The organism is Dyadobacter sp. CY347, from assembly GCF_021502655.1.
Lineage (GTDB): Bacteria > Bacteroidota > Bacteroidia > Cytophagales > Spirosomataceae > Dyadobacter.
Window position 1 is genome coordinate 204694 of record NZ_JAKFFT010000009.1, and the last position, 19318, is coordinate 224011.

Consider the following 19318-nt stretch of genomic DNA (forward strand, 5'->3'; position numbering starts at 1 on the left):
TTATTGATTGGGTTTATAATTTTTCATAATGTCTTCCAGCTTATTAAACCGGTCATCCCACATGTTGCGGAAGGGCTCGATGAAATCAGCAACCTCTTTCATTTTTTTTGCATTGATGTGATAATAAATCTCACGGCCGTTCTGGTGCTGTTCGAGCAATTCGCATTCAGTAAGAATGGCCAAATGTTTAGAAACCGTCGGCCGGGCCGTATCGAAATTGGCGGCAATGGCACCGGCCGTCATGGTCTGCGTCGCCACCAACAGGAGTATCGCCCGTCTCGTCGGATCGGCTATGGCCTGAAATACATCGCGTCTTAAATTCATTGTGTAGCTATTTGGCTACGAATGTACGTGTAGTCATTTAGCTACGCAAATTTTTCAGTAAATTTTTTTAAAGGCTGCTTTGTTGGTAGCTTCCATTGCTCAAAACATAATTCTACTAATGAGGAATTACTTCTATCAACATACGCTATCGATTTTACCCAACATTATTTTTCCAATACTGCTTTCTTTATTTGGCTTAACAAGCTGTAATACAACCAAGAAAGCGGATCATGAGCGTGAGATGAATGTGTGGATTGACAGCCTGGACCGCGAATCGAGAAGAATTGGAATTAAAGATTGCATCCGCACCTTTGATTCGCTGATGGCCACAATCGACGGCCAAACATTGGGCGACCGCATGCGCTATTATAAATTTATGAAAGTCCTCAGCCATCGCGACTCAACACTGACCGAGAATGCATTGAATTATACAGACAGTTTATTGCAACTATTTCCTACACCCCATATCCGTCAGCAATTCCCGATTGAATATTCCAAAGCGCTGCTATTGAAAGGGGATGATTTGTTGAAACAAAAAAGATTTTATCAAGCCTACCGCAATTACTATAATGGCAAATCCTTCCTGACCAGCATGGGAGAAACTTGTGAATGCGCGCGTTACAGCAGCAGGATCGCTAGCATTTCTTTCAAGGAGGAAAATTATTACCAGGCCATTGAATATTGGAAACATGAACTGAAAGAGTTGGCCCAATGCAAGAAATCGGGCAATTTCCAGCTCGAATTCATTGAAATGCAAGGTAGTCTCAGGAACATTGGGATCGCGCACCTTTACCGCAACGAGCCGGACATTGCATTAAACTATTTTCAGCAAGCCACTGATTTTATCGACAAACATGCCGCCGAATTTCCCCGTGAACGCAACTTTATCAAGTTTGCCCGTATCGTTATCCTGAGAAATGAAGCCGAAGCTTATCTGTTAAAAGGAGATACGCAGACTGCCGAAAAGCTCATTAACCGCTGTCTGATGCATGATAGGGAGATTGACTGGTCGCTGGAAGTTGAACAGGAATCGCGGCAGTTACTCACAAGAATATACATTGAAACCAAAGAATTTAACGAAGCCGCGGACCAGCTAACATTGCTAAAAAAGCTGCCGGGCGCCTTGAATAATCCTGCCAATGCAATCCTTTATCAGAAATTGGAAGCTTCTATTTTGTTTGGACAAGGAAAATTTGAAGATGCGGGGAAGATGCTGATCGCCGGCATGGAGGCCGACAGGGTCATGAAATTTAAAAAGAATGCAGAAAACAAAAGCGACGTGGGGCAACTGCTGCAACAAATCCAACGGGAGCATGAAGAAGAACTGGATAAAGAGAAAGATGCGCGGGAGGCTTTATTTCTCACATTTACCCTATTACTGTCAATCACCCTCGCCGTTATCGCCTACCTGATCTGGCGCAGCGCACGGAAGAGCATGCACAATTTACACGCCGTTACTGAACTGAACAAGGTCATTACCCAAAGCAACATTGTGTTGCAGGATACAGTGAATGCATTGGAACAGGCTGAAATCGAGAATGAGCATGTATTAAAAATCGTTGCCCACGATTTGCGTAACCCGATCGCCGCCATTATTTCTGCCTCACACCTCGTTTTTTGGGACGAAAAGCCGAATGAAGAACAAGTTGAGCTCATAGCAGGCATTCAGCAGTCAGCCGGCAAGGCTAATACGCTGATCAGCCAAATCTTACAATCCAGTTCGGATCGGGAGCGCGTTGCGAAAAGTGATGTTGCGCTGCAGGAGATCGTCCAGTCCTGCATTGATATGCTGAGCCACAAGGCCAGCGAGAAACAACAAAAGCTGGATTACCATCATGAAAGGGTTACAGTGCCGGTTGACAGGGAAAAAATCTGGCGAGTTTTCTGCAATCTGCTCAGCAATGCTATCAAATTTTCACAACCAGGCGGGACAATTTGGGTTAATCTTACCAAACAAGATGATAAGGTTCTCCTGACCGTCGAGGACAACGGGATCGGAATTCCGGAAAACCTGAAAGACGAGATATTTTTACCATTGGGCAATGCGAAACGATCGGGAACTGCCGGGGAGCAGTCATACGGAATTGGCCTTTCGATCTGTAAACAAATCGTAGAAGCGCACGATGGGCGGATCTGGTTTGAGTCGGTGAAGGATCAGGGAACTACGTTTTTTGTAGAGTTGCCCATTTAATTTATAAAACATAAAACAACAAAAAGGGCCGTCCCGGATAACCGGAACGACCCTTATTGACATATTACCTGGCCTATTTAGCCAGATCAAATCTGTCGAGGTTCATCACTTTTGTCCATGCAGCTACAAAATCCCTGGCGAACTTGCCAGTGGCATCAGCACTTGCATAAACTTCCGCAACAGCCCGCAGCTCCGAATTTGACCCGAAAACAAGGTCCGCACGGGTTGCTGTCCATTTTGGCTGGCCAGTCGAGCGATCGCTTCCCAGATAGAGTTCCTTATCCTCACCCATCGCTTTCCAAGAAGTGTTCATATCGAGCAGGTTAACGAAGAAATCATTCGTCAGTTTGCCCGGATGTTCTGTGAATACACCATGTTTGGAACCATCAAAATTGATGCTCAATGCGCGTAACCCACCGACCAAAACGGTCAGTTCCGGCGCTGTCAATGTCAGCAATTGCGCTTTGTCGATCAGCAGTTCTTCTGTTGAAACCTGATAAGTCGTCCCGCGGTAATTTCGGAATCCGTCAGCGGCAGGTTCGAGATAACTTACTGATTCAATGTCGGTTTGCTCCTGCGACGCATCCATACGGCCCGGCGTAAAAGGAACCGTTACTGCATGACCGGCATCTTGCGCCGCTTTTTCGACAGCTGCGGATCCGGCCAGAACGATGAGGTCAGCCAGTGAGACTTTTTTGCCGCCGACCTGCGTGCTGTTAAACTCATCCTGAATGCTTTCCAGAACATTCAGAACTTTATGCAGTTGCACAGGATTATTCACTTGCCAGTCCTTTTGCGGAGCCAAGCGAACGCGGGCACCATTGGCACCGCCGCGCTTGTCCGAACCACGGAACGTAGAAGCCGAAGCCCAGGCAGTGGAAACGAGCTCAGAAATGCTCAAACCGGATGCCAGAATGTTCGATTTTAATGCCGAAATATCGCCCGCATCGATCAATGTATGGTCAACTGCCGGGATAGGATCTTGCCAGATCAGCACCTCCTCGGGCACTTCCGGTCCCAGGTAACGTGCGCGCGGGCCCATATCACGGTGCGTCAGCTTGAACCATGCACGGGCGAATGCGTCCGCAAATGCATCGGGATTTTCCAGAAAATGTCTTGATATTTTTTCGTAATCAGGATCAAACCGCAATGCTACGTCTGTCGTCAGCATCATTGGCGCATGCTTCTTATTGCTGTCATAGGCATCGGGGATAATGTCACCTGCGTTTTTGGCAACCCACTGGTGCGCGCCTCCCGGGCTTTTGGTCAACTCCCATTCAAATGCAAACAGGTTTTCAAAGAAATTGTTGCTCCATTGCGTCGGCGTGGTTGTCCAGGTCACTTCCAATCCGCTGGTAATCGTATCCGGTCCACGGCCCGAACCGAAGCTGTTGCTCCATCCCAAACCTTGTGCTTCCACATCCGCAGCCTCAGGCTCGTTGCCTACGTGATCCGAAGTACCCGCGCCGTGCGTTTTACCGAAACTGTGTCCACCGGCTATCAGGGCAACCGTTTCTTCGTCGTTCATAGCCATACGGCCAAATGTGTCACGAATGTCTTTTGCTGCTGCAATAGGGTCAGGATTTCCGTCCGGACCTTCGGGGTTTACATAAATAAGGCCCATATGTGCGGCGCCAAGCGGCTTTTCAAGCGTCCGCGAGTGGATTCCTTCGCCGGGATCTTCATCAGACGACACAACGCCATGGCCTGCAACGCCGGCTACGCCTTTTGCATAACGGTGATCATTGCCCAGCCAGGTGGTTTCCGCTCCCCAGTACACATCTTCATCCGGCTCCCATACGTCCGCACGGCCACCTGCAAAGCCAAATGTTTTGAACCCCATTGATTCCAGGGCAACATTACCGGTAAGGATCAACAAATCCGCCCAGGAAAGTTTTTGTCCATATTTCTGTTTGATGGGCCAGAGCAAACGACGTGCTTTGTCCAAGCTTACATTGTCCGGCCAGCTATTAAGCGGCGCAAAACGCTGCTGACCCGCACCACCGCCTCCGCGGCCATCGAACACCCGGTAAGTTCCTGCACTGTGCCACGCCATGCGGATGAAAAGCGGTCCGTAATGTCCAAAATCGGCTGGCCACCAGTCCTGCGAATCCGTCATGAGCGCGGTAAGGTCCGCTTTCACTGCTTGTAAATCCAGACTTTTAAATGCTTCTGCATAGTCAAAGTCCGCTTCCAGCGGATTAGTTTTGGATGAATGCTGACGTAGGATGCTCAGCTTTAACTGATTCGGCCACCAGTCACGGTTCCTCGTGCCACCGCCTGCGGCATGGCTTTCCATAGAGCCGTTCAGAAACGGGCATTTGTCAATGTTATTTAAGTCCTTGTCCATTTTATGAGGTTATAGTTGAAAAATCTCACGCATACTTACTTATGGTTGGCAAGTTATGCTTTTGGCAAGGATAATAACAATCGATTAATTCTATATTTTAATAGGAAAAATCTATTTTGCTGATTTAATCTTCCAGCAAAAAAACAATCTCCGTCTGCCATTTTTCCGGATCAGGCTCTAACTCAGGATCGACCAGATAAAATTCCGTACGTCCGCCCCACTCCGTCCTGCCTTCCAGCGTTGTTGATTTTTCTTTAAGCCCCTGCTGCACAATGTAGTTTTCCAGCGCTACATGCGCTTCCATCATATCCTTGAAATCACCTGTATAAATGATGCTTGCGTAATTGCCAGCCGGAAAGATCCCTGGAACAATATGTCCATTGCCCTCAGCTGCCTGGCTCACAGAAAAACCAGCCTCGCAATCCAGTTCGCCGGACTCGTCCATCGATTTATAAAGAAAGAAATCCGGCCCGGCCGCTTCAATGTCGTGTTCCAGCATATATTGTTTCACCTCCGGAATCAGTGGTGGGAGTTCATGAGGAATGTCGTGCATGTGAACGGTTTTTGCGATGGCCAGATAATGGCCTTCACTGCGGCGCTGTATCGTTGGTTCTGAAAGCATGTGATTTATGATTTGTTTCGATACAAATTTACCTGTTCAATCATGACCGTTGATGGCTGATTACGACAAATAAAAGGGCGTATCGCGACAAAGTCACGGCATTGCAGCATTTGTAAAAAGAACCAAGTCTGGCTTACGCCGCATTTCAACATTCAAAATTTAGAACACTGTTCAATTAAAGGAATGCCGGAATTCCATTGGTGAGAGATTGGTTTTGGTCTTGAAGAGCTTACTGAATGATTGGAGGTGCTCGAAACCCAGTTCGTAGGCAATCTCGCTTACAGACAAATTTGTCGTCGAGAGTTTTTGCTTGGCAAGTTCAATCAGTCTGTTGTGAAGATGCTGCTGCGTATTCTGGCCTGTCAGGGATTTGAGCAAACTGCTCAGGTAACCCGGCGAAATATGAAGGTTTTCGGCAATGTAAGTGACACTCGGCAGGCCCTTTTCAGAGAGTTCGCCACTGTTGAAATAGTGGCTGAGCAGATCTTCCAGCCTGGACAGGATTTCGTGGCTGGTTACCTTGCGGGTAATGAATTGGCGCTGGTAAAACCGTTCGGAATAGGTCAGCAACAATTCCAACTGGGCAATGATCACGCTTTGACTGAAACGGTCGATGTTGCCCTCGTACTCCTGCTCAATGTTCTGTGCAATCGTCGTGAGCATTGTTTCTTCTTTATCCGATAAAAAAAGCGCTTCGTAAACGGAATAGTTGAAGAACTCATATTGCTTAATGGTTTTGGCCAATGCCGTGTTCCATAAAAAGTCCGGGTGGATCAGTATCATCCACCCTTCCGGCTTGTGCCTTATAATTCCCTTTTCAATTTCCACCCCGAAAACCTGGCCCGGCGACATAAAGAACAGCACGCCTTCATCAAAATCCTGGACCTGCTGGCCATATTTAAATTTAGCATTCCCTACCCTTTTCATGGCAATAGAATAAAAATCATAGATCATACTGAACGCATTCTCGTCAAGAGGCTTGTTCAGATCCTCCATGTGTACAAGGCTTATCAGCGGATGCGCCGGCTTGGGCAGGCCCGCCGCGCGGTGGTATTCAGTGATCGAATGAAAATGGAAAAGCTGTTTACTGTTCATAGCGTTGATAAAGTTCGCGATAATTTTAGGAATTTTTCACCGCTTATGATTGGGTATAAATCCCGCTTTCAATATCCGCAAGCAAAGTCGGGCGTGTCGGGTGCCAGGTCAGCTGCGCTTGCGTCAATTTGCTCGATGTCGGGCAGTCGATAGCAGCCATGTGGGCAAACCAGCCAAAATGTTCAGCCGCGGCTTCATGGGTAACCGAAATTACCGGGATATTCAACTGTTTGCCAATGGCTTCCGCGATGTCTTTCACCGGGATAGCCTCTTCCGCAGCTCCGTGGAAACGTGCTATGCCACCTTTTGCACCCTGCTCGACAGCCAGTCTGTATAATTGAGCAGCATCCAGCCTGTGGACCGCATTCCAACGGTTTTGTCCCTCGCCAATATATGCTGAAACCCCTTTTTCACGGGCGATATTGACCAGTATAGGTATAAATCCGTGACGATCACCTTCGCCATGCACCGAAGGCGCTAAGCGAATGATTGCCGTGCTAACCCCTAATGCTGCAATCGCGTCCGCAGCTTGTTCGGAAGCGCGCGGCCAGGCAGGATTGAAAGGCGCGACCATATCTTCTGTAGCCAGCTTTCCAGGGCTTACTAAGGCACTTCCGGACGTGATCACAAACGGGCGTTCAGAACCGGCTAATACTTCACCAATGGTTTCAATAGCCGTTTTGTCCACCTGGCAAACTTCCGGAAACCGCGTAAAATCGTGGATAAACCCGGCATGGATCACGCCGTCCGCCTGCGCCGCGCCACTGCGAAGGCTGTCCAGATCTTCCAGATCGCCCTTATGAACTTCCGCACCTGCATTGATCAGCTTTTGGGCCGATGCATCCGAACGCGCCAGCCCTAGCACCTGGTGCCCGGCACCAATTAATTCCCGCACAATGGCAGTCCCAACGAAGCCCGTGGCTCCTGTAACAAATACACGCATAATGGATCTTTTTTTGTTTCTACAAAGATCGCATACAGCAATGCGCAGCATTTAGCCAAATCCCCTTTTGATTTAGCCGAAAAGTGGAAAGTTTGGGTCTGGATCGATTTCAGGTAGTGATCAATCAATTTTTGAGCTGACATTCGATAACTTTGAAGGAATAAGTTGTATTTTTAAGAAGATTTAACCTGCAAATAATTCTATTTGAAAAAACATATACTCTGCGCTTTTCTCTGCTTTTTACAAGCCATTTCTTTCGCCCAACCTGTCCAAATACTCAGTGATCAATCTGCAATGCAAGAGATTGATTATGTTGCCGTGCGCGACCAGGGCTACCGCATCGAACAAATTCTGGACGGAAAAGGGATAGGTTTCAAGCACAATGATTCGCTTTTGTCAGGATATAATTACTGGTTTAAAATCATCGTAAATAATCCTTATCATGCAGAGCGTGAATATGTGGTCAGAGTTTGGCCCTTTTTCAGGAATGTAATCTACCATACTGATCTTGAACACAATACCTGGAAATCGGATACGTCAGGCGCGTTTACAGATAATGTGTCCCGGCTGGCAGGCAGGCTCATCGTAAAACTGGCGGCACAAAGCACCAGCACAATGTACATCAGAATGGGGCTGTCGGAAGTAACAGACGCTGATCCGAAGTTCAAACCGAAAATCGAGTTTTGTCAAAAAGCTTATATCGATCAACATGAACAGGCTATTTTAAGAGCATGGATCGTGTCCATGGCGATCCTGATCGTTTTTTTCCTGATCAATTTAAATGTATACCTCACTTTCCGGGACAACTCCGTGCTCTATTACCTTCTCATTCAGATAGGTGGGATGTTGTACATTACGGGCTACCGGTTTTACTTCCAGGTTCCATTCCCAAGGCCGATTTTCAGTTTTGCGCTGCACGAAGTGATGGGCACATACGATTTAAACAGGATATTTACACATGTGGGGATCGTATTCGTGCTGTATGGATTAGTCCAGCTGACGCGGTCTTATCTGAACACCAGTCAGGCGCTGCCAGGTCTGGACAAAGTTTTGAGGTATTCCCTTTACAGCTACATTGTACTGAGTGCGGTGGCTATGGTAATCAACATGAACGGTTTTCAACTGGAATATTACACACTCGTGCCTGACAATATCTTCTGTATGGCAATACTTGCGATGACGTTGGTGACCTGTATAATCGGCTTTATCCGTAAAATTCCATCCTCGGGCTACTTTCTTGCAGCTCAAATCCTTCCGATGCTTTGTTTGCTGGCGATGCCCATTTACCACATTTTCGTCTCATTAGATAGTGAAAAAGGAGTTTGGATAGCAGAAATCGCGATTGTTTCCCAGGCATTTGCATTTTCAATGGCCCTGATTGCCCGGACAAAAGCGATCCAGAATAGCCTGCTCGCAAAAGAGATTGATAATAAACAACTGGAATTTGAACTGAAAGAAGTAGGCTACCTCAATAAGGTCAACCAGCTCGAACTTGAAAAAATGAATATGGAAATTCTTTCCGAAAAGTCGCGGAATGAGCTGCTGCGGGAAAGACTGGAAACGAACCAGCGTGAACTGGCTTCATCTACCTTATATATGGTGCAAAAAAATGAGCTGCTGAACCACCTGAAGTTGGAAGTGGATCGGCTTAGCAAGCCGCATCACCATAATACTTCACGCGGTTTGCGGGATATTACTTCGCTGCTCGAAAACAACATTCAGCTGGACACAGACTGGAATAAATTCAAAATCCATTTCGAGCAGGTACACCCTGATTTCTTCGAAAACCTTAAAATAAGCCACCCCAATCTTACATTGAAAGAAGTCCGCTTGTACGCCTACTTTCATATGAAGCTTTCGCACAAGGAAATTGCGACTCTCCTCAATATCGACCCCGCAAGCGTGCGCCGCGCGAAGACAAGGCTCTACAAAAAGCTCGCGCTACAGGAAAACGAATAAGGTCCAGCTGCATTAACCCATCTAGGTAGCATTTTCCGTAAAAACGTATATAGTTATGCGTCAAACTATTTTGCGATAAATTGAAATTTATTTACTTAACTATCAGCCAGTTGACAAAGCTGTCTACGCTCTGTCTACGCACGCTTTTTGGCGAAGCAAATTTTAATATTCTCTTTTGTTAGAAATGCCGTATGAACGTAAACCCATCCTCTATCCTCTTAGTGTCCAATGCCAAACCTGATCTTACTGGCAAGTCTGCTCTTCTTTGGGCAGCCCCAGAACCTGCTCAATTGCAATCATCGCGACGCAAGCATTTACAGTTACAAAATCGTAAAAAACAGTGACCAGACTTTCGGTTACGATGTGTACGCCGATGGAAAACTGCTCGTACATCAACCCAATGTACCCGCACTCCCCGGCAACCGCGGGTTCGATACGCAGGGTTCAGCGGAGATAGTAGCCAGGCTTGTGGTAAGAAAACTGCGCAATGGCGAAAAGCTGCCGACTGTCAGTATAGATGAAATGCGTAAGCTGAATGCAATTTAAGCGCGGATATACAACCAGTACCTATCAAATTTCAAACTCTCTTGATCACCTTTTGATGAAAAAACCCTACGCTATTCTATTATGCGCGCTACTGTTAACACTTTTTCAAAGTCAGGCATACGCGCAACTCATTTATCTGGTTGACGGAAGCAAGACCGGCAATGCAACAGCCAATGGTGTCGGGACAGTAGATGCGGCTGCCTGGGGAAATGCAGTCGGTACCATTCAGGTTGCCATTGCCGCATCAAATGCTGGTGATGAAATATGGGTTAGGGGCGGAACTTACGAGACTATCTCGTATGAGCCTTTCAGACTGAAAGAAGGTGTCAAATACTATGGCCATTTCACTGGCAATGAAACCCAGGTTTCACAGAGAGACATGCAAGCCGAGTCCAGCGTCACACACATTGTGGGCCAGGAATACGGGACCTTCTTTGGACGTGATCTCACCAATGCAACAGTACTGGATGGATTCAAGATGTCGCGGAACCAGAACACGCCTGAGGGTATTGGATTTTTGTTGGAAAATGCTTCGCCTGTCATCAGAAATTGTCTTTTCGAACAACTAAGCAGTTCGATGTCAGAAAGCGGAGTTAAAGTGGAAAATGGATCCCCGGTGATTGACAACTGTGTATTCCGCTCCAACATAGCAACTTCCGGCGGCTTGCTATATTTATCAGGTGCTTCTCCGACGATCTCAAATTCGACATTTGAAAGGAATAATGGAGTCGTAGTAAATAGTAACGGTTCTGCTCCCGTTTACACGGACTGCCTTTTCACCAACAATAATGGCTCTTCGATAGTAAGCAGCAATAACTCCTACTCAATAATAAGGGGATGTAAATTCTTAAATAATTCAAATACAGCAGTATCCGGCGCACAGTCTTCTACTACACTGTACAGTTGCATGATCAGCGGCAACACTTCTGAAAGGTCTCCGGGCGGAATTTATGGCAATGTACAATCTACATTTACACTTTTTGACTGTCTGATAGAGAACAACACGAGCTTTCAGGATGTAGGCGGCGGAATAGCTTCGTTCGCCACATTGCACCTTAGCAACTGCGTTGTAACCGGTAATAAGGCACCACAGGGATCAGGTGGCGGAATTTACTGGAACAAGCGGGACGACAGTGAAAATATGTCTTTGATCAATTGTGTGATTTCAAGAAACTCTGCAAGTACTGCCGGCGGGATATTTGGCGCGCAACTCATCAAAAATTCTATCGTCTGGGGCAACTCGGCAAGATTATCAGAAAGCAACGCAACCTTCATTGACGCCCCCGAGGTTGTAACCAGTATTATTGAAAACGGGTACGAAGGGGAAGGTCAGATTTACATCAATCCGCAGTTCGTCAACCCCGATAAGACAAAAGGCAACGACGGGATTTTTGGAACTGCTGACGACGGTTTTCGCCTTCAAAGTTGCAGCCAGGCTATCGATGCTGGTACAAATGAAGGCATAACTGCAACTACCGATGTAAGCGGCGCACCACGCATTGACAATTCGACCATTGACCTTGGTGCATATGAATTCAATGGATCCCGCACGATCATTCCGAACATTATAGCCGAAGGCCCTGCTTCATTCTGTGAAGGTGGCAGCGTGGTACTCCGGGCACCGGAAGGTTTTGGGAATAATTATCAATGGAACCCAGGCGGCTCCACAGACGCCGCGCTGACGGTGACCTCCGCTGGTTCTTACACAGTTACTCTTACCACCAACGAAGGATGTGTTACTACGTCTGCGCCATTTGTGGTAACTACCACCACAGCACCCGCTGCACCTTTGATCGCCGGAGAAGCCTCCCGTGAAATTTGTCCTGACGGTAGTACTACACTGGCACTTTCAAACCAAGTAATAGAAAACTGGACTGAGAAAGCTTCTTTCGGCGGTGCAGAACGGCGCCAGGCGATTTCCTTTACAATTGGCAACAAAGGATATACCGGAACGGGAGTTGCGCCCGATAAAACCAACCTGAATGATTTGTGGGAATTTGATCCTGCTACGGATAGCTGGACTCAAAAAGCTGATTTTACCGGATCCCCGCGCAGTGTAGCCGCGGCTTTCGCAATAGGTGGATACGGCTATGTAGGTACCGGCTACGATGGCGACCAGACCAAAGATTTTTATCAATATGATCCCGCCGCAAATGCATGGACACAAAAAGCTGACTTTGGCGGTTCAAAACGCTACAAAGCAACCGGATTCAGCATCGGAAATAAAGGTTACATTGGATTTGGTTTAACGCCAGCGGGTTACGACGACGATTTGTGGGAGTATGATCCTGCCACAGACAGCTGGACTGAAAAAGCCTCTATTCCTGGTGGCGGAAGGGAAGCCGCAGCAGCTTTCAGCGTGGGTGGCGCTGCTTATGCCGGAACAGGTTATAGGAATGGCTCTATTCTAAGCGATTTTCACAAATACGATCAGGCAACAAATTCCTGGGAGACAATAGCGGCTTTTGCAGGTGGGGAGCGACAGTATGCAGCCGCTTTTGCAATTGGTAACAAAGGCTATTTGGGCGCGGGAATAAGCACATCAGGAAATGTCGGAGACTTCTGGATGTACGATCCGGCTGCCAACACCTGGAACCAAAAACTTGCATTCCCAAGCTCGGAGACTTTGATGTCGGCTGGTTTTGTAGTCAATGAGAAAGCGTATCTGCCTGTTCGTACAAAAGCATTTTACGAATATGAGGCTGGTGAAAACTATACCTGGAGCAACGGAGAGACCACGCCTTCCATTACAGTGTCCACGTCTGGTACTTACACGGTAACCGCCGCGAATGCACTGGGATGTTCCACTACGTCAGCAGCTGCAACCGTTACAGCTTTGGAATATCCTTCCGAAAATGTATTGGTCGTGACGCAACCGTCCTGCTCAGAAGCGACCGGCTCAATCACTGTTGATCCTGGCAATGCTGCTGCTGCCGGCTACACCTATTCAATCGGTGAGGGTGAATTCCAGTCGACGGCTGATTTTCAGGACCTGGCACCCGGCACATATCAGGTTAACATTAAAAATAGGATCGGCTGTCTCACCACAGTATCGATCACCATCAATGCCCAGCCAGAAGGAACCAACATTCCGGTTATTACAGCCAGCGGCCCAACTGCCTTCTGCGTTGGTGGCCAGGTGACGCTGTCTGCGCCCGAAGGATACAGTAATTATACCTGGAATCCGGGTGGAGCTAATGGTTCTTCCGTTACAATAAATACAACTGGAAATTACACGGTAACTGTAACTAACTCGGTGGGATGTACAGCAACATCGCAGCCGATTACGGTCACCGCATCCGCTTTCCCTGTAATTGAGGCTACTGTAACACAACCTACCTGCGCTGAGCGAACCGGAACAATTACGGCATCTACGGATCAGGATGGCAGTGGAGAAATACTATACACACTTAATGACGGAGATTACCGTGCCGGGAATGTTTTTACAAACCTTGCACCTGGTACCTACGTCATTGGTGTGATGAATGAGACTGGCTGCCGCAGCAGCAAAGAAGTAAAGATCAATGTGCCTGAACCACCAATTACCGCAGGCGGACCAACCGCATTCTGCACGGGAGGCAATGTTGCGCTTTCCGCACCAGAAGGATTTGCATCATACAGCTGGAACCCAGGAGGCGCTACCTCATCTTCCATCACGGCTACAACCCAGGGTGATTACACCGTTACTGTTACTGACGGGGATGGCTGCTCCATCACTTCAAAACCAACAAGCATTTTTGTTGGCTTGCCTGTGATGTATGTTGATAAAAACGTAGCAACACCAGGCAATGGTAGCAGCTGGTCTACTGCGATGGCATCTTTCAGCGACGCCGTTTTTCTTTCAAAACAGGTAAGCTGCGTTTCTGAAATTCACGTGGCGCAGGGTACCTACCACCCTACCAGCGACACCAATCGCGATAGTACATTCACTTTCTACCGGGGCGGACTGAAAATTTTCGGAGGTTACCCGTCTGGCGGAGGCACGCGTAACAGCAAACTGAATGCAACAATTCTGAGTGGAGATTTGGGAATGCAGGGAGATACTATTGATAACAGCTTCCATATCGCAGTTATAGCTGGCATTCCTGCTCAATCCGACAGCCTTGTTATCGACGGATTTACCTTTGAGAACGGAGTTGCAAATGGGCCCCGACTGGGCAGCGGGTTTAAATACAATAACATCGAAGCTCTGCGCAATTCAGGGGCAGCAATTATGACCATTTCAAACGCTGGGTTTACAAAATTGATGATACGTAATTCCACCTTCAGATCCCACCGGGCTAGTAGTTTCGGCGCCGCCATCTATGTCTTAGAATCACATGCATCCGTTGATAACTGTGGATTTAGTGAAAATGTGGCATCCGCCGGACCGGCAATATTGGTTAATACCAATACGAATGGACCTGTTTCCTCTATGAAAGCGGTTAATTGTACATTTACTGCAAACAGCAGTACCCAGGGAGGAGCCGTATACGCTGCTGGTTCAAAGTTGGATCTTGTCAACTCTGTCTTCGATTCAAATAGAACAGCCGGTGCTGGTGCCGCACTTGTTGCCGCAGTTTCCCAGACAACTGTATCCGGTTGCATTTTTTACGGAAATTCAGCCGACCTGTACGGTGGTGCTTTTTACACCGTGCAGGGCTCAACCAAATTTAACGGCTGTACAATGTTTGGAAACACAGCTGCACAGATTGGCGGTGCGCTTATAGTTCTCTCTTCAAACGTCACTGTCGAGAACAGCGTTATTTGGAATAACAGTGCTCCGGCAAGTGCGTTGATATACTCGTCCGCAAGTACCTCCACTTTGAACAACAATATTATCCAGGAGACTCACCCTGGCACGAATAACATTGTTGCCGATCCATTGTTTGTCAATGCAGCCAACCCGGCAGGAGCCGACAATATCTTAGGTACGTCAGACGACGGGCTTCGTTTGCAGCCATGCAGTCCTGCTATTAATGCCGGAGACCAGGCGAATGTACCTTCCGAAATTGTGACAGACATTTCCGGAGCATCGAGAATTTTCGGTGGCAATGTTGATATGGGTGCTTTTGAGTTGCAAAGTCTCGCTCAGGCCGAAACCCTGCTTGCAGCAAATCAGGAATTTTCCAGCAAAACAATAAGTGGGACGGAAAATACGGTGTTCAATGTAGACGGTTCGGAGTGCAAAGCTGTGATAGGATTAGAGCCGTCAGGTAGTGAGCCGGTGGCTGGTGAAGTCACCGCCAAAGTTTGGATCGAAACTTCGCAACCCAGCCAGTTCGTGAAACGCCATTACGAAATCACACCTGCTGCAAATGCCACGTCTGCTACGGCCAGTGTTACTCTGTACGCTACCGACGCCGAATTCAATGCGTTCAATACGCAAAGTCCCGCGCCCGCTATGTTGTTACCTTTAAGCACTGACAGTGAGCAAGTAAGAGCAGCTCGCATTGCCAATCTGCACATTGAAAAACGGAGCGGATCCAGCGACAACAATACCGGTCTGCCGGACAGTTATGAGAGCGCAGGAGTTAACATTGATCCCGACGACGAAGCCATTATCTGGAATGCAGCAGCCAAGCGATGGGAAATCACTTTCGATGTAACAGGTTTCAGCGGCTTTTTTATCAAAACACAATCAAGTGCACTTCCTGTACACTGGGTCTCTGTCGACGCGTCACTCAATGTGGAGAGGCAGCCGGTAATTACATGGAAAGTGCAGGAAACCGATGTAGCCTCCTACTCCATTCACAAAAGTCTGGACGCGCGACGCTTTGAAGTAATCGGGAAGCTGGAAGGTGTAGGCGACGGAATGCACGAATATCGTTTCAATGAGGCATTGCCACTCACGGGAACAGCTTACTACCGCATCAGCCAGACCGATATTGACGGAACTACCACTTACAGCAAGATCGTCACATTAAGCAGCGAAGCCAAGGCAGATCCATCTTCGGTGTACCCGGTACCAGCCAGGAAAGATGTGTACCTGATCGTTAAAAAAGCAGTCCAAGAGAAGGAAACACTCACGCTGACCGATTTGTCGGGCAGAAGCCTGAAAGTGCAAAAGCTACAAACAGGCACCAATAAAATCGACGTAAGCAACCTGCAAATGGGCATCTACCTGATCAGAACCACTGGCGGAGAAGTTTTCAAAATCATCAAAGAATAAGTTTACTCAACGTTCATTATGGTCTCGCAAATCATCGGTTTGTGGGGCTTTTTGTTTTGACGGTCGGCTTTCGTGCAGTCGGCTTTCCGATTTGCAAGGCTCAAAAGTCCCGGCTGCTCGACATTTCAGCAGTTCAGCAGTTCCATACGTACTCCTGGTAGATAAAACTGGTCTTATCAAAGCTGGTGACTACGAAACGGCAAAAAGGTTATTACTCCAGACTTGACGAGCATTATGACCCGGAAAGAAAAAAGCCTGCTAATCTGTTGATTTGCAGGCTTTTGATGCTTTTTGTTGTTTCTTCAAGTGATCCCGCTGGGATCATATTTTTTGAAGTAACAGGTTGTCTATCAAATATTTAATCCCTGCGAAATCATTTACTCACCTTCTCACTCACTAGGTTGCGGTGGCCAGCTTGCAATTAACTCAAAGATAAGAATATTTATAAAACTCTTCCGCCAGCGACTTCGGAGCGTTTGGGCGGCCAGATTCAATTGTATGACAATTGTACATCTGGCCGATTGCGGTTAAGAGGCAATCACTGTCGAGAAAATTTCACTGCTGGCTGTGAAGGAACTGGGGAAAAGTCATATTTTTTTATTATGCTAGTGATGTTTCTGGATTTTGGCGAACTTGAAGTTCAAAAAACAATTTCAGTTAATTATCACTGCACATAAATTAAGGCTTAAAGCTAGTTGGGCGAAATCTGGTTGTAACGTACAACACTGCACACACTTTCTGATCAGAAGTTTGCTTGAAAAGTGTTTTCATCAATCAAGGTATTTATCGGAAATCATGATCAAACATATCCTTATTTTTCTAATTGTATTTCTTTATTGTCAATGTGGCAAAAAGCGCGAAATCCTGCACGCAAAAAATCAATATAATTTTGGAGTAATTTATGAATTGAAAATGTATTCGGATTCTGCCTTTCACTTTTCAATGAGCCAAGCTTTCAAAAACGACAGCATTACACCTTACACTGGAACTTTTTTTCTACAAAATGACACTTTGGTATTTCCCCGACCATTCTATCCATTTTCAGGAAGTACAGCAATAATAAAAAATGGATTTCTGGAATTTCTTGATTCGACAGAGCCATTTAAGCTTCAAATACTAAAACAGAATATCGTTGACAGAACAAAAGGCGATTCTTTAAATATAAAGAATGTTTCGATTTTTACTTATATGCCAAAATTCTACGAGACAATATTTCCTAATGCAGTCCAATATGATTTAAATGATGAGGAGCTTAGGGAAATTGACAGTCTCCTAAGGCAATGTATTCTTGAAAACAAGGGGGTGCTTTCGATGCAATTAGATTCTTACGATAGACAGTATGTAGCAGTAATAAATCAGCAAAAAGAAAAAGAGGTTTGGGTCAATTGCGAATGCAAGGGAAAGTATGACACAGATAGCTATAAATACAGATTGGTAGAGGCGGATGACGGAGGAGATTGCTATTTTCGTGTTAAAGTAAATTTAGATAAGCATAAATTTCATAGTTTTTCAGTGAATGGCGAGGCCTGAGTAGGATAGTTTAATTAGTGCTCTCTAATGATTTAAATCGGAAATTTCCTGGGGGGACGGTATGGAACTATGATGCAAAAACGTTCTTTTCACCTTCTCTCTCGCGATCCCCTCTCACAAATAGAGGGGTCGTGAGAGAGAAGGTGCAGCGCTAACCTTCCGTGCCAGAACGTTTGGAAAGCCGCCCTTTCAAAGCCTGCATATCCTCACTAACCTTCGTGTCCAGGATCTTCGCATAAATCTGCGTCGTACGAATATTCGTATGCCCAAGCATTTTCGAGACACTTTCAATCGGCACCCCATTCTGCAAAGTTATAGTAGTCGCGAACGTATGCCTGGCTACGTGTGAAGTGAGAACTTTGTCAATCCCGCAGATCACAGCAATCTCTTTCAGATAGTCATTCATCTTTTGATTACTAGGCACAGGCAAGACGAGCCCACGAGATTCGCAAAGCGGATGGTCTTTGTATCTGTCAATGATCTGAAGCGCTTCCGGCAGCAGCGGAATATGAGACTTAACATTCGTTTTTGTCCGCTGACTGAAAATCCACTGCTCGCCGTCAATCCCTCGCGTTATTTGACTTTTTTCGAGCTTTTGGACGTCGGAGTAAGCCAAGCCGGTGAAACAACAAAAAAGAAAGGTGTCTCGCACCTGTGCAAGCCGATCACTAGCAAATTCCTTACTTGCCATCAAGTCCAGTTCTGCTCTGGTAAGGATCGCCTTATCAACCTTCTTGAATTTGCCCTTGAAGTTCAAATAGGGATCAAGGTTCATCCATCCATTCCCCAGGCAAATGTTGACGATCTTGCGGAACATCTTCATGTGCTTCACAACGGCATTATTGCCCATTTTACGGATCGAGCGTAGGTAGAACTCATAATCGGCAAGGAAAGCGAAATCGATGCGGCTGATATCGATATCACTGATGTTATAGTTGTGCTTCAAAAATGCTACTGTGTGGCGTTCGAGCACCTTGTAGCGGTTCAATGTGCCGATAGCATATTCTTGGCCTACCAGAGCCTTCATACGCTCGTTGTGGTCGGCGATCACTTCCATTAGTAAGCGCTGACGCTGCTTAGGACCTATGCCCAGAAATTCGTTTTTGATTGTTTCGGCACTGATAAGAGCATCATCTCGAACTAGCGCGGCATGTGCATCGAGCACTTGCTGTTCCAGGTTGCCGAGATAGGCATTGACTGACTTCACAGCCTCCTTAGCACCGATAACCCTTCCTGCAACCGCATTCCATCGGCTAGGCTCGCATTCTCGCCCCGTTGTAAATTCTGCTCTTTTACTTTCAACCGTAATCCGCAGGTAAATCGGCACAGGCCCTTTTTGATAGTTTTTCGGCTTCTTCAAATAGAAAAGCAGACTCAGTTTTGTTTTCATACCCTTTTCAGGTTAAAAAGTTGAACAAAAGTAGTCTTGCAAGCCATTTCAGCACAAGATGTTCATGTCGTGAACATCTTCACATACAATAAGTTACAGCGATTCTGGTGAGTAAAATTTGCAGATCCTTGAACTCACCGAATTACTCACCAAAAATTTTTGGAAAATTGAACATTTTGGCATAATCCGGTAAAGAAAAAAGCCTACTAATCTATTG

At 46.6% G+C, this 19318-nt stretch carries 11 protein-coding genes; 5 read left to right on the forward strand and 6 right to left on the reverse strand.

The genetic code is table 11. The annotated features are described in order from the left end of the window. Window positions 1-324, reverse strand: coding sequence for a helix-turn-helix transcriptional regulator (locus tag L0659_RS21815; protein WP_235128698.1), 324 nt, complete (start codon window positions 322-324; stop codon window positions 1-3). Between the two features lie 118 nt (window positions 325-442). Here L0659_RS21815 and L0659_RS21820 point away from each other — a divergent pair, with 118 nt between their 5' ends. Then, the gene (locus L0659_RS21820) at window positions 443-2515 is read left to right on the forward strand and encodes a HAMP domain-containing sensor histidine kinase (protein ID WP_235128699.1); all 2073 of its coding nucleotides are present in this window, start codon (window positions 443-445) and stop codon (window positions 2513-2515) included. A 73-nt stretch (window positions 2516-2588) separates the two neighbouring features. On the opposite strand, the gene katG is transcribed toward L0659_RS21820, so the two are convergent. From katG to L0659_RS21840, 4 genes are all read right to left on the reverse strand, one after another. Beyond that, window positions 2589-4865: a catalase/peroxidase HPI gene (katG, locus tag L0659_RS21825; RefSeq protein WP_255727581.1), complete on the reverse strand. Its 2277-nt coding sequence runs from the start codon at window positions 4863-4865 to the stop codon at window positions 2589-2591. Between the two features lie 124 nt (window positions 4866-4989). After that, a complete protein-coding gene (locus tag L0659_RS21830; protein WP_235128700.1) occupies window positions 4990-5487 on the reverse strand; it encodes a GyrI-like domain-containing protein in 498 nt (165 codons plus the stop codon). Between the two features lie 171 nt (window positions 5488-5658). After that, the gene (locus L0659_RS21835; RefSeq protein WP_235128701.1) at window positions 5659-6582 is read right to left on the reverse strand and encodes an AraC family transcriptional regulator; all 924 of its coding nucleotides are present in this window, start codon (window positions 6580-6582) and stop codon (window positions 5659-5661) included. Between the two features lie 43 nt (window positions 6583-6625). Continuing rightward, the gene (locus tag L0659_RS21840) at window positions 6626-7525 is read right to left on the reverse strand and encodes an SDR family oxidoreductase (protein ID WP_235128702.1); all 900 of its coding nucleotides are present in this window, start codon (window positions 7523-7525) and stop codon (window positions 6626-6628) included. 294 nt (window positions 7526-7819) lie between these two features. Between L0659_RS21840 and L0659_RS21845 the strand changes: the two genes are divergently transcribed. The 4 genes from L0659_RS21845 to L0659_RS21860 all read left to right on the forward strand — a co-directional run bounded on the left by L0659_RS21845 (window position 7820) and on the right by L0659_RS21860 (window position 17711). Next, window positions 7820-9484: a 7TM-DISM domain-containing protein gene (locus L0659_RS21845; protein WP_235128703.1), complete on the forward strand. Its 1665-nt coding sequence runs from the start codon at window positions 7820-7822 to the stop codon at window positions 9482-9484. A gap of 228 nt (window positions 9485-9712) precedes the next feature. After that, on the forward strand, window positions 9713-10030 hold the full coding sequence (locus tag L0659_RS21850) for a DUF4907 domain-containing protein (protein WP_235128704.1): 318 nt from the start codon (window positions 9713-9715) through the stop codon (window positions 10028-10030). A 55-nt stretch (window positions 10031-10085) separates the two neighbouring features. After that, the gene (locus L0659_RS21855; RefSeq protein WP_235128705.1) at window positions 10086-16181 is read left to right on the forward strand and encodes a right-handed parallel beta-helix repeat-containing protein; all 6096 of its coding nucleotides are present in this window, start codon (window positions 10086-10088) and stop codon (window positions 16179-16181) included. A 795-nt stretch (window positions 16182-16976) separates the two neighbouring features. Then, window positions 16977-17711 carry a hypothetical protein gene (locus tag L0659_RS21860; protein WP_235128706.1) on the forward strand — a complete coding sequence of 245 codons (735 nt, stop codon included), beginning with the start codon at window positions 16977-16979 and terminating at the stop codon, window positions 17709-17711. A 151-nt stretch (window positions 17712-17862) separates the two neighbouring features. Here the strand turns inward: L0659_RS21860 and L0659_RS21865 are convergent, their stop codons facing one another. After that, window positions 17863-19101, reverse strand: a complete 1239-nt coding sequence (locus L0659_RS21865) for a site-specific integrase (protein ID WP_235128707.1) — start codon at window positions 19099-19101, stop codon at window positions 17863-17865. Window positions 19102-19318 lie beyond the last annotated feature (217 nt).

What these genes read in the sequence shown, in the direction of transcription:
- L0659_RS21850 (WP_235128704.1), top strand. Translation starts at nt 9,713, where the DNA reads ATGCCAAACCTGATCTTACTGGCAAGTCTGCTCTTCTTTGGGCAGCCC.
- L0659_RS21840 (WP_235128702.1), bottom strand. Translation starts at nt 7,525, where the DNA reads ATGCGTGTATTTGTTACAGGAGCCACGGGCTTCGTTGGGACTGCCATT.
- L0659_RS21865 (WP_235128707.1), bottom strand. Translation starts at nt 19,101, where the DNA reads ATGAAAACAAAACTGAGTCTGCTTTTCTATTTGAAGAAGCCGAAAAAC.
- L0659_RS21845 (WP_235128703.1), top strand. Translation starts at nt 7,820, where the DNA reads ATGCAAGAGATTGATTATGTTGCCGTGCGCGACCAGGGCTACCGCATC.
- katG (WP_255727581.1), bottom strand. Translation starts at nt 4,865, where the DNA reads ATGGACAAGGACTTAAATAACATTGACAAATGCCCGTTTCTGAACGGC.
- L0659_RS21815 (WP_235128698.1), bottom strand. Translation starts at nt 324, where the DNA reads ATGAATTTAAGACGCGATGTATTTCAGGCCATAGCCGATCCGACGAGA.
- L0659_RS21855 (WP_235128705.1), top strand. Translation starts at nt 10,086, where the DNA reads ATGAAAAAACCCTACGCTATTCTATTATGCGCGCTACTGTTAACACTT.
- L0659_RS21820 (WP_235128699.1), top strand. Translation starts at nt 443, where the DNA reads ATGAGGAATTACTTCTATCAACATACGCTATCGATTTTACCCAACATT.
- L0659_RS21860 (WP_235128706.1), top strand. Translation starts at nt 16,977, where the DNA reads ATGATCAAACATATCCTTATTTTTCTAATTGTATTTCTTTATTGTCAA.
- L0659_RS21830 (WP_235128700.1), bottom strand. Translation starts at nt 5,487, where the DNA reads ATGCTTTCAGAACCAACGATACAGCGCCGCAGTGAAGGCCATTATCTG.
- L0659_RS21835 (WP_235128701.1), bottom strand. Translation starts at nt 6,582, where the DNA reads ATGAACAGTAAACAGCTTTTCCATTTTCATTCGATCACTGAATACCAC.